Here is a 22,886-nt window from a genome sequence, read left to right as displayed (position 1 = left end):
GCCGATGCGCAAGGTCTCTCGCCTGTCCCGCTTCAATATCGCCTCGCTCGCGCTGGGGCTGGCGTTCCTCTATCTGCCGATCCTCATTCTCGTCATCTATTCCTTCAACGCCTCGCGGCTGGTGACGGTGTGGGGCGGCTGGTCGCTGCGCTGGTATCACGAGTTCTTCAATGACCGCGCGATGATCGAGGCGGCCTGGATGAGCCTGCGGGTCGCGGTCTCCTCGGCGAGCATCGCCACGCTGCTCGGCACGCTCGCCGCAGTGGCGCTGTCGCGCGGCGAGAGGTTCCGCGGCCGGACACTGTTCTCCGGCATGCTCTATGCGCCGCTGGTGATGCCGGAGGTGATCACCGGATTGTCGCTGCTGCTCTTGTTCGTCGCGCTGAACGCCGAGCGCGGCTTCTGGACGGTGACGATCGCCCATACCACGCTGACGATGTGCTTCGTCGCCGTGGTCGTGCAGTCCCGCCTCGGCTCGCTGGACCGCTCGCTGGAAGAGGCGGCGATGGACCTCGGCTGCAATCCGGTGTGCGCGTTCGCGGCCGTCACGCTGCCGTTGATCGCGCCCGCGATCGTCGCCGGCTGGATGCTGGCCTTCACGCTGTCGCTCGATGATCTCGTGATCGCGAGCTTCACCACCGGTCCGGGCTCGGCAACCTTGCCGATCCGGATCTATTCCGAGGTGCGCCTTGGCGTGAAGCCCGAGATCAACGCGATCTGCACGCTGGTGATCGGCCTGATCGCGGTGGTCATCGTGATTGCTTCGCTCGCTTCGAAGCTGTCGAGCTCGCAGGGCGAGAGCGCGGCGCCGCTGTAGCCGTTCGTGCAGCGTGCCATCCACGCGCCGAGCCTTGTATTGCGGCGCCGAGCTGGCGCAGCGCGAGGCTGTCGAGCGGAAACTCGAGCAGGATGTGGATCAGGCTCAGCGCCAGCAGGAAGGTGAAGCCGAACGCATAGTCGTAGAAATAAAGCGCGGTGGATGCAGCGCTGGCGGCGGCCATCGCCGCCAGCCGGGCCTTCGGCACCTCGGTCCAGCGGATCACGTCGGCTTTGATGAACCAGTTGAGGTAGTGATAGGTGTAGACGAAGGCGAGGAGGCTGGTCAGCCTGGTGTCGAGGACGAGGCCGGGCACACCGAACAGCCGGCCGAGAGCCGGGCCGACATTGCCGAAATAATCCTGGCCGACCCGGGCAAAGCTCGCGATCCGGATTTCGGCGGTCTGCGGCAGCAGCAGGATCGTGGCAATTGCGGCGAGGTAGACGACCACCAGCGTGGCCTGCACGCGGCTGCCGGACCGATAGGCGCCGAGCACCATGAAGATCAGCGTGAACAGCGAGACGTGAACGAGCGTCGGGATCAGGATGCCGATCACGGCGAGCGACGATCCGCTCGAATACATGATCGCGGACAGGGCGATCGCCGCCATGAACAGCAGCATGCTCTCGACCGCGGATGTGGTCGCCGCCAGCATGGCGCAGACGATCAGCGCGCCCCACATCGCGAAGCCGAACCACGAGGCGTTGTCGATCAGCGCCGCGACCACGGCGACGATTGCCAGGGCTACGGCAATCCCGCGGTGAGGCAGATAGTAGCTGCGGTCATGCAGCCAGGATATCTCGGTGAAATAATGCGCCGGGCCGAGCACGACATAGGCCAGCAGCAACAGCTCGAACGGCACCAGATAGGCTGCCGCGAGCGCGAGCAGCATCAGGCCGAGATGGATCGCGTCGTTGCCGCGCATGATGACGAGCCCGTGACAGGGCTTCGAGGTTAGAGCAGGCGTGGACAATCTTCAATTGTCCACGTTGTCGCTCGAACGTACTGCTTGCGGCGACCGGATGCGTCCTGTCGCGTCAGGACTTCACTGCACCCGCGGTGAGCCCGCCGACCATGTAGCGGCGGAAGGCGTAGTAGATCGCGGCCGGTGGCAGCGCGTAGATGAAGCCGGTGGTCATCAACAGCTCCCACGGCGAATCGTCGGCGGCGAGGAAGTTGCCGAGCGCGACGGGCAGCGTGATCTCGCGGTCGTTGGAGAGCAGCAGGAACGCGTAGAGATATTCGTTCCAGGCCAGCAGCACCGCATAGGTGCCGATCGCGACCAGTGAGGGCATCATCAGCGGCAGATAGACCAGCCGGAAGATCTGGAGCGTCGTCGCGCCGTCCATCACGGCGGCTTCATCCAGCTCGACCGGCAGCTTGTCGGAGGCCTGCTTCAGCACCCAGATCGCGTAAGGGCTGGCGATCGTCACCATGGCCAGGATCAGCGACCAGTGATTGTTCAGGAGGCCGTAATTACCCATGGTGCGGTACATCGGAACGGCGAGGAACGCCGCGGGGATGAAATAGGTGAAGAGCGCCAGGTTCATCACGATGCGCCCACCGGGCACCCGCAGCCGCGAGATCGAGAACGCGGCGGCGGTGGCGATGAACAGCGTCAGCACGCCGACCGACGCCGCGATCACCAGCGAGTTCCAGAACTGCACATAGAAGTCGCGCAGGAAGTAGTGCTGCTGCTTGAACACGATCTCGAAGTTGTGCAGCGTCGGATGGTCGGGCCAGAGCTTGCCCGAGAACGCGTCCTCCTTCGGGGAGATCGCGAACAGGAACATGTGATAGATCGGCACCATCGTCCAGATGAAGACGGGAATGCCGATCAGCAGCAACCGCGCTTCGGTCGCGACTTCGCGTAAGGAGGGAAGCTTCATCGCGACAACCGTTTCATCATGAAGTACACGAGCGGCAGGACGAACGGCATCGCACAGACGATCGATGCCATTGCCAGCGAGAGCTGGTCGAGCCGGAGATAGCGGATGCCGAGCGTCGCCAGCACATGCGTGAGGTCGGCCGGGCCACCGCCGGTGAGGAGGTAGACGCTGTTGAAATCGCCGAGCGTCCAGATCATCGAAAGCAGCGTGCAGGTGATGTAGAGCGTCTGCATCGACGGCCAGGTGATGAAGCGGAACTTCTGCCACCAGCTCGCGCCGTCCACCTCGGCGGCCTCGAACAGATCGTGCGGTATCGCAAGGCGTCCGGTGATCAGGATCAGCGTCCAGAACGGCAGCGACTTCCAGATGTGGACGCCGATCGCCATGGTCAGCGCCACCGTCGGGTCGTTCAGCCAGTTCGGGCCGTCGTCACCGGTGAACGAGAAGATGAGGTGGTTGATCACGCCCCATTCGGGATTGAGCATGAAGCGCACGGACAGGATGGTCGGGATCGACGGCACCGCCCAGGGCAGGATGAAGATCACCGAGAGCCATTTGATCCAGGTGCGCTGCTGGGCGAAGAAGCCGGACAGGAACAGCGCGATCAGCATCTTGATGTTGATGCCGATGACCAGGAAGATCAGCGTGTTGACCGCGGCGCGCGCGAAGATCGGGTCGTTGTAGAGCGCGACATAGTTCGCCGGCGCCCGCGCCAGCCACAGCCCGTAGCAGACGGGATAGACGACGAAGGCGAGGAAAACCAGCAGATAGGGCGCGAGCAGCGCGATGCCCCAGGCCTGCGCCGGGGTCAGCCGCGACGACAAGGGCGGCGCGGGGATTGCCTGATCGCCAGAGAGCGTGATCGCCATTCTTTTCGGACTCTTCAAAGAGATGCCGGCCGCGAAACGCGGCCGGTGTTGTTCTTATACCTCTCCCCGCAAAGCGGGGAGAGGGAAAGGATGAATTAACCCGCGACCTGCTTGATGCGGGCGATCAGTTCGTCGACGGCCTTGTCGACCGGGACCTTCTCGCTGACGACCCGGTTCATCGCCTTGGCCCACACGTTCTCGTTGTTGAGGATCGTGAACTTCCAGTTCTTGGTGAAGTCGAACGCGGCGGTGCCGCCGGTGAACTGGGCGTAGACCGCCTTGCGGTGCTTGTCGGCCTGCCAGAACGGGCTGGCCTGGCTTTCCTTGGTCACCGGGAACCAGCGGCCGAGCGCGCCCTCGATATAGGGACGGACGTTGTCTTCCTGGAGCAGGAAGCTGATGAACTGCTTGGCCTCGGCCTTGTTCTTGGCCGCGGTGAAGACCAGCCCGGTCTTGACGTCGGAGCGGTAGCGGATGGTCGACCCGTCAGGCGCCTTCGGGAAGGACGCCGTGACGATGTCCTGCTCATAGGCCTTCTTGCCGGCCTCGCGCTGCTCGGGCGTAAGCGCCTGGTTCTGGGAGTCCTCGTACCACTTCGCCGCGATCGAGATCGTGAAGTTGTGGGTCATCACGATGGTCTTGTTGTGGAAGGCGACGTTGTTGTCCGGGTCCTTCCAGGTCGTGGACGAGGGCGGGGTGCAGCCCTTGATGTAGGTGTCGGTGTAGTCCTTCATCGCCTTGATCAGGTTCTCGCGAACCTTGGGATCGTCGACCAGCAGCTTGCCGTCGTCGTCGACCAGCTTGACGTGGTAGGCGTCCATGAAGGTGTAGAACGACTGGAAGGCGTCGGTGGATTCCACGCCCATCGGCTGGCCGACGGCGTAGATGCGCTGGCCGGTGGCCTTGCGGATCCCCGGCTGCACCTTGTCGCACCAGAACGACCAGTAGCCTTCCCAGTCGGTCGGGATGTCGGCGAGCTTGAAGCCGGCCTTCTCCAGCATGTCGTTCCAGATCTGGACGTGCATGCTCTGCTGCTTCAGCGGGAAGCCGTAATAGGCCTTCTTCTTGGTAACGTCGTTATAGAGGATCGACGCATCCAGCGTGTTCTGCACGAACCGATCCTTGATCGGCTCCATGACATCGGTGAGGTCCTCGAGCTTGCCCTCATAGGCCCACTTGCCCTGCGCCTGCACGTCATAAGAGTCGGAATAGGCAACATCGGGCACGGTGCCGGCATCGAGCGCGGCGACCGTCTTCGGAATCATGTCCTGAATCGCGTACTGCGACAATTCGACCTTGATGCCGGTCTTGGCTTCGAACTTCTTGATCGTCTCGATCAGCGCGTCGTCTTCGGAGCGGTAGAAGCCCTTGCCCCACCAGACCGTAATCGTCTTCTGCTGCGCAAATGCGGGTGCAGCGGCTGCGAACAGCCCGGCCGCAGCGACCGCCAGTGTGACTGCGCCAATAACCTTGGATCTCACGTTTTTCTCCCTCAAACGGCCGGTGTTTTTAACCGGTCGTATAAAACACTAGCGCATGGCCGTCAGCCGATCTAGCGGCATGTTGTCAGACCTAGGTCGTGGGAACGGCGCCTGTGGAGATGATTAACGTGCGCATCGATCCAATCGCCGCATCAATTAGCGGCAATCAATTCGGGTTCTGCGTTCTGATCGCCTGACCATGTGCATCCGTACCTGCTCGCGACTGGCGAAGCCCGGCCTTGTAAGCGGTATGAGGACTGAACGCAACGCAGTCGGCTGGCCACACTATGGTGCTGCGGCCGGAGGACGCAAAATGCCTCTGAAAACACGGCGGGGCTGATCCGAGGAACTTCCGGTTCGACAGGGGAACGGTCTTGCAGCGCTGCGCTGCCGACCTATTAGCGTTTCCTCTTCAGGCCCGCCGAATCGAGTTTGCCTGAGCGGATCGGGGCTTCGGCTTGTCTTGCCCGCGCGTCCCGGAAGGCGTGTGCCACGCCTCGAGAAGCATCTTGAGAAACTGGCTCGCGTGAGGAGATAGTGTGGTCCCGCGCCTGCGCACGATTCCGATCGTCCGCGACACCTCCGGCTCGATCAACCGAACGGTGTGAATGATGGGGTGACCGGCGGCGGGCGTCGCAAGCTTCGGCAGCACCGCGATGCCGAGTCCCGCTTCGACGAGGCCAAGCGAACCGGAGAGGTGAGCGACCTCATAGGACCAGTTCAGCTGCAGGCCGTGTCGCGCGAGCGCATTGTCGATCAGCGCGCGATTGCCGCTGTTGCGACCGACGGTGATGACCCGGTGTGACACAATCTCTGACCAGCTGACCCGTTTGCGCGATGCCAACGGATGGTCATGACGGCAGGCCAGGACGAAGGGGTCCTCAACCAGTTTCTCGAATTCGATCTCGGCATGCGAAGCACCGATGAAATTGATGCCGAAGTCGGCTTCTCCGCGCGCGACCGCTTCCAATCCTTCATTGGCACCGATGTCCAGAATCCGGATGCGAATGCGTGGATACGTTTCGGCAAACCGGCCGATCGCACGCGGCAGGAAGTAGAACACCGCTGTCGGCACCGCAGCCACCGAGACCAGGCCCGAACTTCGCGCGCCGATATCGTGGATGGCGAGCACCGAGGTCTCGAACTCGTCGATGAGGCGGCGCACCTTCGGCAGGAAATCACGGCCGGTCATGGTGAGATTGACGTGACGCGTCGAGCGTTCGAGCAGCGGCGCACCGAGGCTTTCTTCCAGCTTCTGAATGCGTCGGCTCAGCGCCGGCTGCGACAGGTTCAGCGCCCTGGCGGTGCGCACGAAGCTTCCCGTCTCCGCCACGGTGATGAACGCCTTGAGGTCGAGAAGTTCTGCGTTCATGGCAAGCTCCATTGTATCGATAATCGGAATAATACATCGGATATTTGCATTTCACAAAAGAGTTCTGTCGAGGGATGCTCCGGATCGAGCGAAGTTGTCGCGAACGGAACAGCTCCATGAACGATCAGATTGCCATTCCCTGTGTGGTCATGCGTGGGGGCACCTCGCGCGGGCCGTTCTTCCTGGCCCGCGATCTTCCGGCCGACCCCAAACTGCGCGACGCGATCCTGCTATCTGTGATGGGAGGGGGGCACGATCTTGGAATCGACGGGATCGGCGGCGGCAATGCCGTTATCAACAAGGTCGCGATCGTTGGACCGGCATCGGTGCCAGGCGCCGATGTCGACTACCTGTTCGCCCAGGTGCGTGTTCGTGAAGGCATCGTCGATACCTCCCCGAACTGCGGAAACATGCTCGCGGGGGTGGGGCCTTCGCAATCGAAGCCGGCCTGGTCGCCGCCGCCGCGGATCGCACCCATGTGCGGATCCACAATGTTAACACCGGCAAGCTGATTGACGCGACCGTTCCGACCCCCGCAGGGCGCGTGACTTACGACGGCGAGGCGCGGATCGACGGCGTACCGGGAACGGCCGCGCCGATCGAGCTGTCGTTCCCCGACGCGGCCGGCGCAAGCACTGGTCGTCTCCTGCCCACCGGACGACCGGTCGATCGCATCGAAGGGATCGATGTGACCTGCATCGACGCGGCGATGCCCGTTATGCTGGTCCGCGCGGCGGATCTGGGGTGGACCGGCCGTGAGGCTCCCTCGGACTTCGCCGACGGAGGCTTTCGCGCGCGCCTCGAAACTTTGCGCATCGAGGCCGGATGCCGGATGGGCTTTCCAAATTCCGCGACAATGGTGATTCCGAAGCCGGTTCTGATTGCGCGCGGAGGCGAGGCGACGTTGAGCACCAGGTATTTCATGCCGCATGACTGCCATAACGCGCTGGCGGTGACCGGCGCTGTCGCGATCGCGACGGCATGCGTCACGCCCGGGACGATCGCGGCAGAGATGGTCGGACCATTGGCGCCGCCGGTGCCGATCACCCTCGCCCATCCCTCCGGCCAGCTCGTGGTTCGGCTGGAGCCCGGCCCGGTTGCCCGGGTGCTGCGGACGGCCCGGCGAATCTTCGAGGGCCACGTCTTCGCCCGTCGATCGCACGTGCCTCATTTGGTGCTGGCGGCCTGAAGCCGGGCTGCTTTTAAACCTCAAGAATAACACAAGGGAGAAACGAGAATGCAGATGCGAGCGACGGCTGGGTCCGCGAGCAGCGAGCCGCGAAAGCCGTTCTACCGGATTCTCTACGTCCAGGTGCTGATCGGTCTCATGCTGGGTGTCTTCACGGGCCATTTCTGGCCCGAATTCGGCGCCGCGCTGAAGCCCTTTGGCGACGGCTTCGTCAAGCTGGTCAAGATGATGATCGCGCCGATCGTATTCTGCACCATCGTGAGCGGCATCAACAGCATCAGCGATTCCCGCGAGGTCGGCCGCGCGCTGGTGAAATCCATGGCGCTGTTCTACCTGCTGACCGTGCTCGCGTTGCTGGCCGGGCTGATCGCCGTGTCACAGATCCAGCCGGGCGTTGGCATGCATGTGTCCGTCAATACGCTGGATCCGTCGGTGGCCGCGAAATTTACCAAGCAGGCAGGTGCGACCTGCCGCGAAATTTACCAAGCAGGCAGGTGCGACCGGATTTGCGGACTTCATGCTGCACATCATCCCGCACTCCTTCTTTGGAGCGTTCGCCGATGGCGAAGTGCTGCCGGTGTTGCTCGTCTCCATCCTGATCGCCTTTGGCCTGAGCCGTGCCGGCGATGGCGGCGTTGTGGTGACGAAAGCGGTCGAGTCGTTCTCACAAGTGCTGTTTGTGTCCTTCGGCTTCATCATGAAGCTCGCTCCGCTCGGTGCCTTTGGGGCCATGGCGTTCACCGTGGGGCGCTACGGCATCCGATCGATCGGCTCGCTCGGACTGCTGATTCTGACCTTCTATATCGCCTGCTCTGTCTTCGTGGTCGTCGTGCTTGGGACGCTGGCGCGGCTGAACGGCTTCAGCCTGTGGAAGACGATCCGCTACTTCAAAGAAGAGCTGCTGATCGTGCTCGGCACGTCGTCGTCGGAGCCGGCGCTGCCGGGCGCGCTGCGCAAGCTGGAGCAGCTCGGATGCCGGAAAGGCGTGTCAGGGCTCGTGTTGCCGTTGGGCTATTCCTTCAATCTGGACGGCAGCGCCATTTACCTCACCCTGGCGTCCATCTTCATCGCGCAAGCCTGCGACATTCATCTGTCGTGGGGGCAGATCGCGGCGATGCTCGGCCTGATGCTGCTGACGTCCAAAGGGGCGGCAGGTGTCACCGGCAGCGGCTTCGTTGCGCTTGTCGCGACCCTCTCCGTCATGCCGGATCTGCCCGTGACCGGCGTGGCGCTGCTCGTCGGCATCGACCGCTTCATGTCGGAAGCGCGGGCGCTGACCAGCATGATCAGCAACTGTGTCGCGGCCATCACTATTTCGCTGTGGGAGGATGCCTGTGATCGCGAAGTATTGGCCCGTGAACTGGGGCAGAGCGTCACGCGCGAGGTCGGGGCGGGGACGGCGATCGGCGGAGCAACCGTGGTGCAGGAGAACGAGAGCTGGATTTCGACGACGCAATCGGCCGCTTGAACCCGAAGAGAGCGACGCCGATCACTCTAGTTGGACTTGGCGTTTTCCTTGGCGTTCTCCGCCGTCGGCGAGTCTGCCGGGGCGGGACGCTTGGCGGTGCCGGTGATGCGCTCGATCGCGGAGCGCACGGCGTCGCCCGCCTTGCGGTCCTTGAGCATGTCGAGCAGGGGCGCGGACGCGGGCGAGCGGCGGATCAGGCTTTCCGGATCGGGAAAGATCAGGGGATCATCCCAGGGGCCCTGCACCACGAAGGGCAATTCGAAGCCCGAGGCGCTGTTGAGGCTCGCCACGCCCTTCATGTCGTATTCGCGCGTCGGCACCGAGGCGGTGCCGGTCATCGTGATCTTCGCCGCCGGTCCTTCGACGCGGATGTCCTCGGCGGTGGCGACCCCGTCGGAGAATTTCACCGCGATGGTGAGATTGTCGTAAGGCGTCGAGCCGTTGCGGAAATTGCCGCCACCGGACAGCGGCCGGCGCTCCAGCCGCTTCAGGAGCTGTTCGGCATTGAAGCCCGAGATCGCGCCGTCATGCCCGGTGACGGTGGCGCTGCCATCGAGCGACTGCACGAGGCCGAACGGGCTCGAGCCGGAGGCAACGAGGGAGACGTTGATGTTGCCGCGGCCGGACAGCTTGTTGAGGCCGAACAGTTCGGAGGCGCAGGCCTGGAGGTCGACGTCGGTGAACTGGAATTGCGCCTTGATATCGGCGACGGTGTCGGCGCGCGCGATGCCGAACGAGCCCTTGGCGATACCGCCATAGACCTGGGCCTCGCCCACCGAGAGCGCCAGCGTGCCGTTGCGCAAATTGGCGCCGATCGCGGTGCGGCCGAGCTTCGACGGCCCGACCGTCAGCCGCGCCGCCGACAGGCGCATGTCGAGGTCGGTGGTCGAGAGCCCGTTGAGATCGAACAGCTGCCTGTTCCAGTCGCGCGCGCCACTCGCGAGCAGGCGGAAGGTCGAGATATAAGGCGTGAAGTCGAGCGCGTCGGCGGCGAGCGTCGCCTGGAGCGTCTGCCGGCCGTTGTTGGCGTAGGTCATGACGCCCTCGGCGGCGTTGCCGTCGAGCTCGACATTGACGTTGGTAAGCGCGATCGAGGCGCCGACGACATTGGCGCGCGCCTTCAGCGCGAAACGGCCGAAGCCGCCGCTGCCGGGCTGCGGCTGGCCGGTCCAGCGCAGCGCGTTGCGCAAGGACGGGCTGTCGATCGTGAGCGTGCCTTCCATCATCGGGCTGGTGCGGTTGGCGACGCTGCCGTCGAAGGCGAGCTTGAGCGGGGCGCTGGCGATCCGCGCCTTCAGGCCGGAACGGTCGCCGGAGAGGGCGGCGACGAAGTCGGCGAAGCTGATCGAGCCGTCGACGCGTTCGCCGCGCCAGTCGAACTGGCCGGTCGCGGCGAAGGAGCGCGAGATCGAGGGCCAGGCCAGCGACAGGTCGATGTCGTCGAACTGCTCGGTGGCGTGCGTGGCGGCGTCCTCGTAATTGAGCACGCCGTCCTGGATCCGGATCTCGGAGAACGAGACCTGATTTTCGGCGCCGGGCTTCATGGTGCGCGCAATGGTCTGGATGAAGGGCGTCCAGTTGCTCTCGCCGTCCGGCTTCAGGCTGACATGGATGCGCGGCCGCAGCAGCGTCAGGTCGGCGATCTCGAACCGTTGCAGCAGCAGCGGCAGTAGCCGCAGATTGGCGGTGAGTACGTCGACACGGAGCGCGGGGTCGCTGGTGCCGCCGCCCTTCAGGCCGACGTCATGGAAGGAGATGTAGCTCGCCGGCAGCACCGAGATGTCGATGGGGCCTGCGACACTGAGCTCGAGCCCGGTGACGTCGCGGATCTGCGCTTCCACGGCCTTGCGCAGCGCGTCGCGGTTGATGAGCCAGGAGGTCGCGATCAGGGCGATCAGCGCGACGCCGAGCAGCGCCGCGATCGGCGTCCCGAGGCGCTTCATTCCTTGGGCCATGGTCAATGGCGTGTCCTGATCGGGTTGGTCGTTGGAGCCAAAGGGGCGGGCCGGGAAACCCGCGCGCCCCACGCCCAAGCCTTGTTACGTCACAAGTCCTGTTATGTTAAGTGCCGCAACTTGATGGGTTTTCTTGTCGCTTTCAAGGCCGGGGACGATCCTGCCCACGGCGTGGGCAGCTTCTACCACCGCCCCGCGGAGCGGAGAACCCCGTATCATTGACGGCTTCGGACGATTTCGCCTAATAATCGCCGCCAATAAGGCGCGACGCCCGCAAGCCGAAGGTTCAGTCGAGGTTTTTGCATGAACAAGGTCTATCCCGACGCCAAGTCGGCTCTCGACGGCATTTTGAAAGACAACATGATGATCATGTCGGGCGGCTTCGGCCTCTGCGGCATCGCCGAGGAGCTGTCGGACGCGATCCGCGAGTCCGGCGTCAAGGGGCTGACGGTCGTCTCCAACAATGCCGGCGTCGACGGCATCGGGCTCAGCCGCCTGCTGGAAACCCGGCAGATCAAGAAGATGATCTCGTCCTATGTCGGCGAGAACAAGCTGTTCGCCCAGCAGTTCCTCGCCGGTGAGCTGGAACTCGAATTCAACCCGCAGGGCACGCTGGCCGAACGCATCCGCGCCGGCGGCGCCGGAATCCCGGCCTTCTACACCAAGACCGGCGTCGGCACGCTGATCGCCGAAGGCAAGGAAGTGAAGGAGTTCGACGGCGAGAAGTACCTGATGGAGCGCGGCCTGTTCGCCGACCTCGCCATCGTGCACGCCTGGAAGGGCGATACCGCCGGCAACCTCATTTACCGCAAGACCGCGCGCAACTTTAACCCGATGATGGCGACCGCCGCCAAGATCACCGTGGCCGAGGTCGAGCATCTGGTTCCGGCCGGTGAACTCAATCCCGACCACATCCACACGCCCGGCATTTTCGTGAAGCGCATCGTCGAGGTCGGCACGGCCAAGAAGCGCATCGAATTCCGCAACACCCGCCCGCGCACCGCCGCTTAAGCGTCAGGAGACTCACATGGCCTGGACCCGTGAACAGATGGCTGCGCGCGCCGCCAAGGAACTGCGTGACGGCTACTACGTCAATCTCGGCATCGGCATCCCGACGCTGGTCTCGAACTTCATCCCCGATGGTGTCGACGTCAGCCTCCAGAGCGAGAACGGCATGCTCGGCATGGGCCCGTTCCCCTATGAGGACGAGGTGGATGCCGACCTCATCAATGCCGGCAAGCAGACCGTGAGCGAGCTGCCCTCGACCTCGTATTTCTCGAGCGCGGATTCCTTCGGCATGATCCGCGGCGGCCACATGGATCTGTCGATCCTCGGCGCCATGCAGGTGGCCCAGAACGGCGATCTTGCCAACTGGATGATCCCCGGCAAGATGGTCAAGGGCATGGGCGGCGCGATGGATCTCGTCGCCGGCGTCAAGCGCGTCGTCGTGGTGATGGAGCATTCCGCCAAGGACGGCTCGAAGCTCCTGAAGAAGTGCAATTTGCCGCTGACCGGCGAGCGCGTGGTCGACATGGTCGTCACTGATCTCGCCGTCTTCACCATCGACAAGCACGGCGACGGCGGCATGGCGCTGATCGAGCTCGCCGACGGCGTCTCGCTCGACGAGGTCAAGGCCAAGACCGAGGCCGAATTCCGCGTCGCGCTGAAGAACACGTAAGGTCGTCGCAGAGGGGGCGCGCATGACGATACGGTCTGCGCGTCCCGAAGACGCCGGTTTCATCGCTCAAACCATCCTGCGATCGATGCGTGGCTACCGGCCGCGCGGCTGGTTCGACGTCGCGCTCGGCTGGCCGGAAGCGGAATGCCTCGATTTCATCGCGCGCGTCGCGGCCACGCGCGCGGTGTCGATGTGGCATGTCTCGCAGTATTGGATTGCCGAGATTGATGGTGCGCCGGGCGCGGCGCTATGCGCCGTGCCAGCGGCCGGCACCGGTCCTGCGGCCTGGCGCGCGATCGAGGAAGTCGCAGCCGCGATCGGGCTCGCCGCGTCGGAGCTGGAAGCGATCCGCCAGCGCGGTGGCTATGCGCGCGGCTGCTGGGTTCAAGGCGGCGAGGGCGATTGGATGATCGAGCATGTCGCAATCGATCCTGCATATGGCGGCCGCGGCCTCGTGCAGGCACTGATCGCGCATGCGCTGGATCAGGGGGGGGCGGCTGGGTTTCGACGGGCGACGATCTCGTTCCTGATCGGCAACGTGCCCGCTGAACGCGCCTACGCCAAGGCCGGTTTTGTCTTTGCGGAGGAGAAGCGTGATCCCGCTTTCGAGGCGATCATCGGTGCACCGGGATTTCGCATGTTTACGCGCGCGATTTAAGCGCGCTTGGTCTCCGCATTCGACACTGTCATGCTCCGCGTAGGCCTGGAATACCGGATTGCCCGCCTTCGCGGGCAATGACGCCAGGAGGGCGGCTACGACCTCGCCGCCCACGTCTTGCTCCACCGCGCCGACACGCTCGCGACCCACGACGGCTCCTCGCGCACCAGGCGGAAGCCGAGATTGGCGGGCGGCACGCCCTGCGCGCAGCCGCCAGCGCGGGCGTCGCGGATGAAATCGGTGACATAGGCGCGGTGGGCGCCTTCCGCGATGCGCACGCCGCAATTCACGGTCGCCCGGCCGGCATTGCCGGCCGCGTCGGTCCGCGAGCGCACGAAGCAGGTCGAGGTCCACTCCCAGACGTTGCCGGCGAGATCTTCGATGCCGTGCTCGTTCGCGCCAAATTTGCCGAACGCATAGGCCGTCGTGTCGGAAAGGTCCCGTTCGGATTCCCGCTCATAGCGGCTGATCCAGCGCTTCGAAGGATTGTCCGCGTCCACCGGCGCGCCATCGTCCTTGAAGCGCGAGCCCGCCGCAAACGCCCATTCCGCATCGCTCGGCAGGCGCCACGTCTTGCCGGTCCGGTGCGAGAGCCAGCCCGCATAGGCCTGTGCGTCGTGCCAGCTCACCTGCACCGCGGGGCGATCTGTGGCGATCGCCACGTCACGATCGAGAGCGCGGCAAGCGCCGTCCTGCACGCAAAGCTGGTAGTCGGATGACGAAACCTGATGCCGCATGACGTGCAGCGGCCTCGTGAACCGCATCGCGCGCAGCGGCGCTTCCGCCTGCTGCCCGCCCCGCGTGAAATCGCCCGCCTCGCGATAGGACAGATTGCCCGGCGCGATCTCGACGATCGCGGGCTCCGTCGCCGTGCCGCGGACCGCCATGTCCGAGACCAGCGGCGCCACCGCGATCGGTCCTGCGAGTCCGGCCGCGCAAGCCAGGACCAGTTTCAGCTTGAATGCGATCAGCATGTCGTCCCCCGAAAGGAAGAAGGGGCCGGTGATCCACCGGCCCCTTGTCGCGTCTAGTTGGTGTTGGCCGGGATTTCCGCAGGCGCCTTCACCTGGGTCATCAGATCGTCGTTCCACTTGCCTTCGACCTTGAAGTGCGCGGTGGCGCCGAGGTCGGCGGCCTCGATCAGGTTATGCGTGACATAGGCGTAGATGCCGGGCTGCATGAACTTGTACATCGCAGCCCCTGCCGAGCCGCCGCGGATGAACCAGGTCTCCAGCCCGACCTCGGGTGCATTGCCGAATTTGCCGGTCTCCCAGACATAGTCGCCATGGCCGCCGATCAGATGCGGGCGGCTGTCGCGATTGGCCTGCGAGTGCACGATCAGCACGTTCTCGCCGACATTGGCGGTGAGCGCATTCTTGCCGGTAAGCGCGCCGACCTTGCCGTTGAACACGACATGGGATGGGATCAGCTTCTTCATCATCTCTTCGGTGTCGGTGAAGGCTTCGCCCGGCGAGTCATAGGACTTGAAATTGCCCTTCTCGTCGCGCGGCACGTACATGTCCTGCTCGCCGACATAGTAGACCTTGTCGTATTTCAGCGCGTGGCCCTTGCCGTCGTTCAGTCCGTCGCGCGGCAGCACCATCACGGCACCGTTCATGCCGGAGACGACGTGCCAGGGGATCATCGGGCCGCCCGGCGCGCAGTGATAGACGAACACGCCGGTCTTGGTCGCCTTCCAGCGCAGCACGACCTGCTCGCCGGGATTGATCAGGGTGAGCGCGCCGCCGCCGAGCGCGCCGGTCGCGGAGTGAAAGTCGATGTTGTGCGGCATGGTGTTGGTCGCGGGATTGACCAGCGTCGTTTCGACGTAGTCGCCTTCATGCACCACCATCAGCGGGCCCGGCATCGAGCCGTTGAAGGTCATCGCCTGGAAGGTGGTACCCTTCTCGTCGATGACGACCTTCTTCTCCTCGATCGTGAGCTTGAACTCCACGATCTTGGGGCCCTGCTTGGTCGCCTGCTCGTGCGCATGCACGAACGGCGGGGCCACCAGCTCCACTTTCTGGCGCGGCAGTTTGAGATCGTCGGCGGCCAGGGCGGGTGTCGCCAGCATCAGGGCGGTCGCGGCGGCGCTGATCAATGCGGCTCTGCGGGTGAACATCGGAAGCATCCTTCATCTGAAATGGTTTTGATGACGGGATGCAGTGTGCGCCTGTTACGGCAAGAGTGTTTGCGCTGCAACAAGCTTTCGCCGGATTCGCCTCCGCAACAGTACTTAGATCCTTCAACGGAGCAGGATCGGCGACACCACGTTGACCGCGTCCGACGGCGTGATGCGGATGTCGAGGCCCAGCGACCATCGGCCAGACAGCGGCGCCGACATCCTGACTCTCCACTGATCGTTGCCGACGCGTTCGGCGTTTGCGGTCATCGGCGCCACGCCGTGCTCGGGGTTGCCGAGCGTGACTGCAACGGCGTCGGCGCTCAGCGGCAACTCGTTCGCATCTTCGAGCTGGATTGCGATCTCGACCGGACCGGCACGACCGGGCAAGACCGTGACGTTCGCCATGGCCTTCTCGGCATGAAGATGGGTGAAGAAACTTTCGTCGGCTTCGGAAACCATCGCGGGCGGAGCGGCCGCCGCCGGCTCGGGGTGGTGCGCGGGCTGCGCGATCTCCGTGCGCTCTGTTTTCTCCGGCGCCTGCGCGCCGATAGCCTGTACGTCGAGCGTCACTTTCACTTCGCCGGCATGCTCGAACGACAGCGTCACCGGTACCTGGTCGCCGACACGAAGTGGAGCATCGAGGCCGATGAACATCAGGTGTCCGCCGCCGGGGGCAAGTTTAACGATTTGTCCGGGGGCGATGACGAGCCCGTCGATGAGCGGGCGCATGGTCATGACGCCGTTGTTGACGGCCATTTCGTGGATTTCGGTTCGAAGCGCATGGGCGGCCGATGCGGTCTGCAACCGCTCCGGCGCGTGGCCCCTGTTCTCGATCGTCAGATAGCCGCCGGCGACCTTGGCTCCCCCGGGCGTCGCCCGGCTCCAGGCCTTGGTGATGACGAGATCGCCGCTGGTCGTGTCGGCGGCGAAGGCGGGCGGCCAGACAAGGCATGTCAGGGCGACCGCGCCGGCAAATGCGCGTTTGGATGAGATCATGATCGAGGCCTTCGCGAAGACGCGGCTATAGCAAATGAATGGCAACCCAGACCGCGGCCCAGATCGCCAGCGACAGGACGGCGAGGACGACGATTACGGCGGCCAGAGTGTGCACGATACCGGCCGGGGCCGGCGAGGCCGGGACCGGCCGGAAGTCGTCGAAACGCGGGATATGGCCGCGGACGTCGAGCAGGGAGAAAATCAGTTCGAGTGCGAGAAGCCTCATGGCAAACGCTCCGGATGCCGTGCGAATTGCCCGTGATCATTGCGCGGAACCGTCCGCTGCGCTTTGCGCGAGCGCAATGTTTGCGGTGCCCCGGTCCGACTTTGCGCGAGCGCAAGGTCGCTTCCGCAAATCCGGGTTAGCTGAATGCATTCCGTGATTTGCCGCGGCTCCGCAAGCGGCCGAAATTTACGAATGGGTAAGATATGAGAGCTGATCTCGCAGTGAGCTACGGCGAAGAAAGACTGCCTCGCTACACGAGCTATCCGACCGCGCCGCACTTCTCGCCGGTCATCGACGCCGGTACCTACGCCCGCTGGCTGTCCGAGCTCCCGGCCGGTGCCAGCGCGTCACTCTATCTGCACGTGCCGTTCTGCCGCGAGATGTGCTGGTATTGCGGCTGCCATACCCAGATCGTCCGGCGCGACGATCTGATTGCGGCCTACCAGCGGACGCTGCGCAGTGAGATCGCGCTGGTCGCCGAGACCATCGGCCGCCGCATCAAGGTCGAGCATATCCATTTCGGCGGCGGCACGCCGACGATCATGGCGCCCGAGGCTTTTGCCGAGTTGATGGCGGCGATGCGCCAGGCGTTCTTCGTACTGCCATCGGCCGAGATTGCCGTCGAGATCGATCCCCGCACGCTGACCGCCGACATGGTCGAGGCCATGCGGCTGTCCGGCGTCAATCGCGCCAGCCTGGGGGTGCAGAGTTTCGACCCCATCGTGCAGCGTGCGATCAACCGCATCCAGAGCTTCGAGCAGACGGCTGCCGTCGTCGACATGCTCCGGCATGCCGGCATCGCGGGAATCAATTTCGACCTGATCTACGGGCTGCCGCATCAGACCGTCGCCTCGTGCCTGGACACGGTGCGGCGCAGCCTCTTGCTCGCGCCCGATCGCTTCTCGGTGTTCGGCTACGCTCACGTGCCTGATTTCAAGAAGCACCAGCGCATGATCAACCAGGGCGCGCTGCCCGACGGCCCGGCGCGTCACGACCAGGCCTGTGCGATCGCGAATGCGCTGAAGGAGGCCGGTTACGTGCAGATCGGGCTCGATCATTTCGCGCGACCCGACGATTCCATGGCCGTGGCCTTCGAGGAGCGGACGCTGCGGCGCAATTTCCAGGGCTATACCACCGACCAAGGCGAGGTCCTGCTCGGCTTCGGCGCGAGCGCCATCGGACATCTGCCGCAGGGTTACGTCCAGAACGAGGTGCAGATCGGCGCCTATGCGCAGAGCATCGGCGCCAGCCGCCTCGCCACCGCGAAGGGCTATGGGCTCACCGACGACGACCGGCTGCGCGCCGACATCATCGAGCGCATCATGTGCGAGTTCAGCGCCGATCTCGGTGATATCTGCGCGCGCCACGGCGCAGAGCCCGAGGCGATGCTCAAATCGGCGTCGCGTCTGAAACCGCTGATTTCTGACGGCGTCGTGAGGCTGGACGGCGACCGGCTCGCGGTCGCGAACGACTCGCGCTTCCTGGTCCGCAGCGTCGCCGCCGCGTTCGACGCGCATCTGGATCCGGGCAAGCAGCTGCATAGCCGGGCGGTGTAGCTGCGTCATTCCGGGGCGCGCCGCTTGGCGCGACCCCGGAATCCATTTCACCGCACAGCTTGCTGCCCGATGGATTCCGGGTTCGCGCCATCCAAGTCGGCTGTTGCCGACTTGGATCTTAGAGTCTTCCGAACTCGGGTAAACCCGGGTTCGGTGGCGCGCCCCGGAATGACGAGCCGAGGAACTGGCAACAGCTTGCGCTCCAACAAAGAAACCACAGCTCGCTCCGCTATCGTCGTTTCGGAACGGAGTTGTCCATGCCTTTTGGATCCGACGATCTGGTCGATGACATCATGCGCACGGCGCCGCACACGATCCGCGTGTTTCTTGCTTTCAGGCTGGCCTGCGTCGGCTGCCCGATCGCAACCTTCCACACGGTGGAAGACGCCTGCCGCGAGCACGGCATCGACCGCGACAAATTCCTCGCCGCGCTCTGCGACTGCGTGCCGGCGTGAGACGGTCTGGAATTCGCGCGGGCCGCGTGCGGATTCCCGGGTGAGGGAGCGCTTTCGCCGTAAGCGAAAGCGGCTCTCACCCCAATCTTCGGGAGCAGGGTGAACCTGCCGGCGCAGCCATCATGGCGCGCCGCTGTCGGGGCTCCGCTCCGCCAGCACGACGATCCTGTGCGGTTCGCGCAGGATGATGCGCTGGCGGCCGCTCTCGACGAGGCCCTGCTGTTCCCAGCCGCTCAGGATGCGGCTCACGGTGTGCAGCGTGGTGCCGGTCATCTGCGCGATGTCCTGGCGGCTGATCGGGAAGTCGATCTCGATGCCGTGGTCGAGCTTCTTGCCGGATTGCTTGGCGAGGCGCAGCAGCGCATGCGCGATGCGTTGTTCGACTTGCTGGGTCGACATTTCCAGTATGCGGGTGTGGCTCTCCTGGAGCCGCGTGCCGACGGTCTGGAGCGTGTTGGCGGCGAGCGCCGGAAACCGCTCGACCAGCCGCGGCCAGGCCGAGGTCGGCCAGATCAGCACCACGCTGTCGTCGACAGCCATCGCAGTAGCGGGGTAGCGCCCGGCTCCGATCGCCATCGCGAGCCCGAACGTCTCACCGGGCGCGACGTAGCGCACCACGATCTGCTCGCCGGTCGGCGTGGTCTTGGCCGCGCGGACGTGGCCGTGCAGCAGCAGGAAGAAGGACTGCGCGTCTGCGCCCTGCTCGAAGATGGCGCTGTTCTTGGGATAGCGCGCCGAGCGGGCCTCGCGCAGGATCTCGTCCAGGGCTTCCGGCGTGACCCCGGCAAACAGCGGCAAATGCGCAACCAGCGATGTGTCGACCTTGGCCATTCTGCCTCCTTGGCGCTCTGGAGTGTGATGGCACCTGCAATCGTCTGGTAGTTTGCGATAGCGCAAAACCCGCCGGCCGGGGCGGCAGTATTTTTCCAGGCAACGGTCTGAATTTACAGGAGTTGCCCCATGGCTGGCGCCCGATCCCGCAACTTTGCGGGCTGGCCGCTGTTCGCGAACAGCTTTCGGCCCTTTTTCCTGCTCGCCGCCATCCAGGCAGGGCTCTCGATCCTGGCCTGGCTGCCGATGTTCTACGGCGAATTGTCGGTGACGTCAGCCTTCGCGCCGCGCGACTGGCACGTCCACGAGATGCTCTATGGCTTCCTGCCGGCGGTCATCACCGGGTTCCTGTTTACGGCGATCCCGAACTGGACCGGGCGGCTGCCGATCCAGGGCACGTCGCTGGGCGCGTTGCTGGCGGTGTGGCTGGCCGGCCGCCTCGCGGTGACGCTGTCCGCCGAGGTCGGCTGGGCGTTCGCGCTTGTCGTCGATGCCGCGTTCCTGGCGCTGGTCGTCGCCGCCGCGACGCGCGAGATCATCGCGGGCGGCAATTGGCGCAACCTTCCCGTGGTGATCCTGGTGCTCGTGCTGCTCACCGGCAATGTCGGCTTTCATCTCGAAGCGCACTACGCGGGCGCGGCCGATGTCAGCATCCGCGTCGGCATCGGCGTGGTCGTGCTGCTGATCGCGCTGATCGGAGGCCGCATCATTCCGAGCTTCACCCGCAACTGGCTGGTCAAGTTCAATCCCGGCCGCCTGCCGGTCCCGTTCGGCCGCTTCGATGGCGCGGTGATCGCATTGAGCGCGTTGGCGCTGATCTCGTGGATCGTGGCGCCGTTGAATGTGGTGACCGGCGCCGCGATGGCGCTCGTCGGCGTGCTGCATCTGGTGCGGCTTGCGCGCTGGGCTGGCGACCGCACCTCGCGCGAGCGGCTGCTCCTGATCCTGCATGTCGGCTATGTCTTCGTGCCGCTCGGTTTCCTCCTGCATGCGTTGGCCGTGTTCGGTGCGTTGCCGCCGAGCGCGGGGATTCACGCCTGGATGGCGGGCGCCGCCGGAACGATGACGCTCGCGGTGATGACGCGTGCGAGCCTCGGCCACACCGGACAGACCCTGACGGCCTCGCCGGCGACACAAGGTATCTACGTCGCGATCATCGCCGCGGCGCTGGCGCGGGTTGCTGCCGTGGTGTGGCCTGCGCATGCCGATGCACTGCTGCACATTGCCGCCTGCGGCTGGGTCGTCGCCTTCCTCGGCTTTGCGATTGCGTTCGGCCCGCTGCTCGCCGGCAGCAGCCGGCGCGCACTGGCCATCATGGGCCTGCCCGCTCCGGCACGATAGAGCTAAGCCGCGGATGCCGAAGGCACGTCGGCCGGCTTGGCCAACGGGCGCACGCCCTTGCGCCATGCGGTGATGGTGCAGCCGAAGCGGCCGCGGAACCAGCGGGCCATCGCGCTTTGCGCGGAGAAGCCGAGCTGCGCGGCGATATCGGCCAGCGGCCGGCCGGGGTCGTCGATCAATTTGACGACGAGATCGGCGCGCTGCGCGTCGAGGATGGCCGAGAAGCTGGTGCCTGACGCGGCGAGGTGGCGGTGGATAGTGCGGCGGGTGCAGGCGAGATGCTCGGCCACGCGCTCGACCGTGCAGTCGCCGCCGGCGAGCAGCAGGCGCACGACCTCGTCGACCTTCTCCTCCCAGCTTGCCGGACGCGTCTCGATCGCCTCGATCCGCTTGCGCAGATAGCTCGCGATCAGCGGATGCGCGCTCGGGATCCGGCGCTCCATGTCGTGCACCGACAGCAGGATCGCGTCGTCCTCGGCGTTGAACGTCACGCGGCAGCCGAAGAAGTCGCGGTAGCGCTTGCGGTCGTGCGGCGGCGGATAATGCAGATGCACCTCCTGCGGCCGCCAGTCATGACCGAACAGCGACTGGATGATGCGGTGGACGCTGCCGAGCGCCATGTCGATCGACTGGCGCGGCGCGCTCGGCTGCCGTCCGCGCAGATGCAGTGCGACGGTCACGGTCTTCTTGTTGCGTGCAACGTCAAGCCGCATGCCGTCATGATGGATATGGATGAAACGCGAAAACGCCTCGATCGCTTCGCCGACGGTCGCCTGTTCGCGCACGATCAGGCCGACCGCGCCGAAGTTGGTCAGGCCGCCGCGTTCGGCGAGGCGCAAGCCGAAGTCTTCGGCGCCGGACATCTGTGCCGATAGTTCGAGCAGGCGGCGCAGGCCGGTCACGGCAATGGGGGTATCCGGCTTGTCGAGGCAGGTCAGCGGCAGCCTGACCTTGCGCATCATCTGTTTGGGGTCGAGCCCGACCGACCGGGCGACCTCCGGGTAATAGCTCAAGCCTGCGCTGCGAATGAGGTCGGTCATGCAAACCGTTCCTGCCAGCCATTCCCGCAGATGTCCCGAAATGTAAAGTTTCTGTCCCGTTCCGTCAAATCCGGGAACATGACGGAACATACATAAGGGAAACCGAAGCACGGGCGTGAATGCCGTGCTCATGACGCCGGGCGCGATGAGGCCCCGGCCGTCTCGGATCATTTGACCAAGACATTGCTGGATCGGGATTATGCCGGGGAACATGCTTTCCAAGGGCGAGGTATTCGTCATCGACACCGACGCCGCCTCCCGCGAACAACTTTCCGCCGCGCTCCAACAGAGCGCCTATGACGTGATCTGCTTCGCCGACGGCGCGTCCCTGCTCTCGGAAGCGAGGGCGCGGATGCCGGCCTGCGTGCTGCTCGAGATGCCGCCGGATCGCTCCGCCCTCGACGTGCTCAGGCGGCTGCGCGAGGAGAATTGCATGGCGCCGGTTCTGGTGACTTCGGCGAACGGCAGCATCGCCATGGCAGTCGACGCGATCAAGAGCGGCGCGGCCGACTTCATCGAAAAGCCGTTCCGCACCCGCGACGTCGTCAACCGGATCGATGCCGCCATCGACGAGTTCGGGCAGCCCAACTCAAACCGCCAGCGTTGGTTGCCCGGCTGCGAGCCCCTGACGGCGCGCGAAGGCGACGTGCTCGAGCACCTTGCGGTCGGCCTCACCAACAAGGAGATCGCCCGGCGCATGCATCTGAGCGCTCGGACGGTGGAAGGCTACCGTGCCAGCATTCTGAAGAAGGCCGGCGCCCGCAACGTGACCGATCTGCTCCGCCGCATCTTCGGCCAGGGTTCGCCGACCCAAATGTGAAGCTCGGCGCGCGACGCGTTCCGCGGCCATGGTGCCGCCGCAGCGGCGCCCCACGGAAACCCCAATCGAACCAGTTCCTTCCCTGCCGCGTCTCACCACGATGGCGAGGCATTTGATCGC

The 22,886-nt window shown here is 64.8% G+C and carries 19 protein-coding genes and 3 pseudogenes; 10 read left to right on the top strand and 12 right to left on the bottom strand.

Annotated elements, in window-relative coordinates; genetic code table 11:
- The first annotated feature begins 4 nt into the window (after positions 1 to 4).
- Positions 5 to 817 (top strand): ABC transporter permease, encoded by an 813-nt coding sequence (locus BJA_RS36010; protein ID WP_011089840.1) that lies wholly within the window; start codon positions 5 to 7, stop codon positions 815 to 817.
- Here the strand turns inward: BJA_RS36010 and BJA_RS36005 are convergent.
- The 5 genes from BJA_RS36005 to BJA_RS35985 form a co-directional block, all read right to left on the bottom strand.
- Positions 750 to 1,790: a hypothetical protein gene (locus tag BJA_RS36005; RefSeq protein ID WP_236842130.1), complete on the bottom strand. Its 1,041-nt coding sequence runs from the start codon at positions 1,788 to 1,790 to the stop codon at positions 750 to 752. The two genes, BJA_RS36010 and BJA_RS36005, sit on opposite strands and share 68 nt — an antisense overlap.
- A 64-nt stretch (positions 1,791 to 1,854) precedes the next feature.
- A complete protein-coding gene (locus BJA_RS36000; protein ID WP_011089838.1) occupies positions 1,855 to 2,706 on the bottom strand; it encodes a carbohydrate ABC transporter permease in 852 nt (283 codons plus the stop codon).
- Complete coding sequence (locus BJA_RS35995) at positions 2,703 to 3,575, bottom strand: carbohydrate ABC transporter permease (RefSeq protein ID WP_011089837.1); 873 nt, start codon at positions 3,573 to 3,575, stop codon at positions 2,703 to 2,705. The genes BJA_RS36000 and BJA_RS35995 overlap by 4 nt, the downstream gene beginning before the upstream one ends.
- 95 nt (positions 3,576 to 3,670) lie before the next feature.
- Positions 3,671 to 5,056 (bottom strand): ABC transporter substrate-binding protein, encoded by a 1,386-nt coding sequence (locus BJA_RS35990; protein ID WP_011089836.1) that lies wholly within the window; start codon positions 5,054 to 5,056, stop codon positions 3,671 to 3,673.
- 412 nt (positions 5,057 to 5,468) lie between these two features.
- Positions 5,469 to 6,440: a LysR family transcriptional regulator gene (locus tag BJA_RS35985; RefSeq protein WP_011089835.1), complete on the bottom strand. Its 972-nt coding sequence runs from the start codon at positions 6,438 to 6,440 to the stop codon at positions 5,469 to 5,471.
- Positions 6,441 to 6,544: 104 nt separating this feature from the next.
- On the opposite strand from BJA_RS35985, the pseudogene BJA_RS35980 reads away from it, so the two are divergent.
- Together BJA_RS35980 and dctA are read left to right on the top strand one after the other, a co-directional pair.
- Positions 6,545 to 7,617 (top strand): annotated as a pseudogene (locus BJA_RS35980) (4-oxalomesaconate tautomerase).
- Between the two features lie 54 nt (positions 7,618 to 7,671).
- A pseudogene (dctA, locus tag BJA_RS35975) lies at positions 7,672 to 9,085 on the top strand (C4-dicarboxylate transporter DctA).
- A gap of 26 nt (positions 9,086 to 9,111) precedes the next feature.
- Here the strand turns inward: dctA and BJA_RS35970 are convergent.
- Entirely contained in the window at positions 9,112 to 11,040 is a 1,929-nt protein-coding gene (locus BJA_RS35970) for an AsmA family protein (RefSeq protein WP_063921541.1), read from the bottom strand.
- Between the two features lie 303 nt (positions 11,041 to 11,343).
- Between BJA_RS35970 and BJA_RS35965 the strand changes: the two genes are divergently transcribed.
- Genes BJA_RS35965 through BJA_RS35955 form a run of 3 tightly spaced genes read left to right on the top strand, consistent with a single transcriptional unit; the run spans position 11,344 to position 13,376 of the window.
- A complete protein-coding gene (locus BJA_RS35965; protein WP_011089830.1) occupies positions 11,344 to 12,051 on the top strand; it encodes a CoA transferase subunit A in 708 nt (235 codons plus the stop codon).
- A 16-nt stretch (positions 12,052 to 12,067) separates the two neighbouring features.
- The gene (locus BJA_RS35960; RefSeq protein ID WP_011089829.1) at positions 12,068 to 12,718 is read left to right on the top strand and encodes a 3-oxoacid CoA-transferase subunit B; all 651 of its coding nucleotides are present in this window, start codon (positions 12,068 to 12,070) and stop codon (positions 12,716 to 12,718) included.
- A gap of 22 nt (positions 12,719 to 12,740) precedes the next feature.
- The gene (locus BJA_RS35955; RefSeq protein WP_011089828.1) at positions 12,741 to 13,376 is read left to right on the top strand and encodes a GNAT family N-acetyltransferase; all 636 of its coding nucleotides are present in this window, start codon (positions 12,741 to 12,743) and stop codon (positions 13,374 to 13,376) included.
- Positions 13,377 to 13,471: 95 nt separating this feature from the next.
- Here BJA_RS35955 and BJA_RS35950 read toward each other — a convergent pair whose 3' ends face one another.
- From BJA_RS35950 to BJA_RS35935, 4 genes and pseudogenes are all read right to left on the bottom strand, one after another.
- Positions 13,472 to 14,350 (bottom strand): SUMF1/EgtB/PvdO family nonheme iron enzyme, encoded by an 879-nt coding sequence (locus BJA_RS35950; protein WP_011089827.1) that lies wholly within the window; start codon positions 14,348 to 14,350, stop codon positions 13,472 to 13,474.
- A 53-nt stretch (positions 14,351 to 14,403) separates the two neighbouring features.
- A complete protein-coding gene (gene nirK, locus BJA_RS35945) occupies positions 14,404 to 15,498 on the bottom strand; it encodes a copper-containing nitrite reductase (RefSeq protein ID WP_038965519.1) in 1,095 nt (364 codons plus the stop codon).
- Positions 15,499 to 16,032: 534 nt separating this feature from the next.
- Positions 16,033 to 16,497, bottom strand: a pseudogene (locus BJA_RS43330) (copper chaperone PCu(A)C); the annotation flags it as partial.
- A 25-nt stretch (positions 16,498 to 16,522) separates the two neighbouring features.
- On the bottom strand, positions 16,523 to 16,723 hold the full coding sequence (locus BJA_RS35935; protein WP_011089824.1) for a hypothetical protein: 201 nt from the start codon (positions 16,721 to 16,723) through the stop codon (positions 16,523 to 16,525).
- Between the two features lie 203 nt (positions 16,724 to 16,926).
- Here BJA_RS35935 and hemN point away from each other — a divergent pair, with 203 nt between their 5' ends.
- Positions 16,927 to 18,279 (top strand): oxygen-independent coproporphyrinogen III oxidase, encoded by a 1,353-nt coding sequence (gene hemN / locus BJA_RS35930; protein ID WP_011089823.1) that lies wholly within the window; start codon positions 16,927 to 16,929, stop codon positions 18,277 to 18,279.
- Positions 18,280 to 18,536: 257 nt separating this feature from the next.
- On the top strand, positions 18,537 to 18,734 hold the full coding sequence (locus tag BJA_RS35925) for a DUF1858 domain-containing protein (protein WP_011089822.1): 198 nt from the start codon (positions 18,537 to 18,539) through the stop codon (positions 18,732 to 18,734).
- A 120-nt stretch (positions 18,735 to 18,854) separates the two neighbouring features.
- Here the strand turns inward: BJA_RS35925 and BJA_RS35920 are convergent, their stop codons facing one another.
- A complete protein-coding gene (locus BJA_RS35920; protein WP_011089821.1) occupies positions 18,855 to 19,565 on the bottom strand; it encodes a Crp/Fnr family transcriptional regulator in 711 nt (236 codons plus the stop codon).
- Between the two features lie 129 nt (positions 19,566 to 19,694).
- Between BJA_RS35920 and BJA_RS35915 the strand changes: the two genes are divergently transcribed.
- Complete coding sequence (locus BJA_RS35915; RefSeq protein WP_011089820.1) at positions 19,695 to 20,906, top strand: NnrS family protein; 1,212 nt, start codon at positions 19,695 to 19,697, stop codon at positions 20,904 to 20,906.
- 2 nt (positions 20,907 to 20,908) lie between these two features.
- On the opposite strand, the gene BJA_RS35910 is transcribed toward BJA_RS35915, so the two are convergent.
- Positions 20,909 to 21,946 carry an AraC family transcriptional regulator gene (locus BJA_RS35910; RefSeq protein WP_011089819.1) on the bottom strand — a complete coding sequence of 346 codons (1,038 nt, stop codon included), beginning with the start codon at positions 21,944 to 21,946 and terminating at the stop codon, positions 20,909 to 20,911.
- A gap of 199 nt (positions 21,947 to 22,145) precedes the next feature.
- Between BJA_RS35910 and BJA_RS35905 the strand changes: the two genes are divergently transcribed.
- Positions 22,146 to 22,766 carry a response regulator transcription factor gene (locus BJA_RS35905; protein ID WP_011089818.1) on the top strand — a complete coding sequence of 207 codons (621 nt, stop codon included), beginning with the start codon at positions 22,146 to 22,148 and terminating at the stop codon, positions 22,764 to 22,766.
- Positions 22,767 to 22,886: the final 120 nt, after the last annotated feature.

Origin of the sequence: Bradyrhizobium diazoefficiens USDA 110 (genome assembly GCF_000011365.1) — a bacterium.
In the GTDB taxonomy this organism is placed as follows: Bacteria; Pseudomonadota; Alphaproteobacteria; order Rhizobiales; family Xanthobacteraceae; genus Bradyrhizobium; species Bradyrhizobium diazoefficiens.
Note: the sequence above shows the minus strand (reverse complement) of the source record. Positions and strands in the feature narration are given on the sequence as shown.

Coding starts and splice junctions, on each gene's coding strand:
- BJA_RS36010 (WP_011089840.1), top strand. CDS start 5: ATGCGCAAGGTCTCTCGCCTGTCCCGCTTCAATATCGCCTCGCTCGCG.
- BJA_RS36000 (WP_011089838.1), bottom strand. CDS start 2,706: ATGAAGCTTCCCTCCTTACGCGAAGTCGCGACCGAAGCGCGGTTGCTG.
- BJA_RS35995 (WP_011089837.1), bottom strand. CDS start 3,575: ATGGCGATCACGCTCTCTGGCGATCAGGCAATCCCCGCGCCGCCCTTG.
- BJA_RS35985 (WP_011089835.1), bottom strand. CDS start 6,440: ATGGAGCTTGCCATGAACGCAGAACTTCTCGACCTCAAGGCGTTCATC.
- BJA_RS35970 (WP_063921541.1), bottom strand. CDS start 11,040: ATGGCCCAAGGAATGAAGCGCCTCGGGACGCCGATCGCGGCGCTGCTC.
- BJA_RS35965 (WP_011089830.1), top strand. CDS start 11,344: ATGAACAAGGTCTATCCCGACGCCAAGTCGGCTCTCGACGGCATTTTG.
- BJA_RS35960 (WP_011089829.1), top strand. CDS start 12,068: ATGGCCTGGACCCGTGAACAGATGGCTGCGCGCGCCGCCAAGGAACTG.
- BJA_RS35955 (WP_011089828.1), top strand. CDS start 12,741: ATGACGATACGGTCTGCGCGTCCCGAAGACGCCGGTTTCATCGCTCAA.
- BJA_RS35950 (WP_011089827.1), bottom strand. CDS start 14,350: ATGCTGATCGCATTCAAGCTGAAACTGGTCCTGGCTTGCGCGGCCGGA.
- nirK (WP_038965519.1), bottom strand. CDS start 15,498: ATGTTCACCCGCAGAGCCGCATTGATCAGCGCCGCCGCGACCGCCCTG.
- BJA_RS35935 (WP_011089824.1), bottom strand. CDS start 16,723: ATGAGGCTTCTCGCACTCGAACTGATTTTCTCCCTGCTCGACGTCCGC.
- hemN (WP_011089823.1), top strand. CDS start 16,927: ATGAGAGCTGATCTCGCAGTGAGCTACGGCGAAGAAAGACTGCCTCGC.
- BJA_RS35925 (WP_011089822.1), top strand. CDS start 18,537: ATGCCTTTTGGATCCGACGATCTGGTCGATGACATCATGCGCACGGCG.
- BJA_RS35920 (WP_011089821.1), bottom strand. CDS start 19,565: ATGGCCAAGGTCGACACATCGCTGGTTGCGCATTTGCCGCTGTTTGCC.
- BJA_RS35915 (WP_011089820.1), top strand. CDS start 19,695: ATGGCTGGCGCCCGATCCCGCAACTTTGCGGGCTGGCCGCTGTTCGCG.
- BJA_RS35910 (WP_011089819.1), bottom strand. CDS start 21,946: ATGACCGACCTCATTCGCAGCGCAGGCTTGAGCTATTACCCGGAGGTC.
- BJA_RS35905 (WP_011089818.1), top strand. CDS start 22,146: ATGCCGGGGAACATGCTTTCCAAGGGCGAGGTATTCGTCATCGACACC.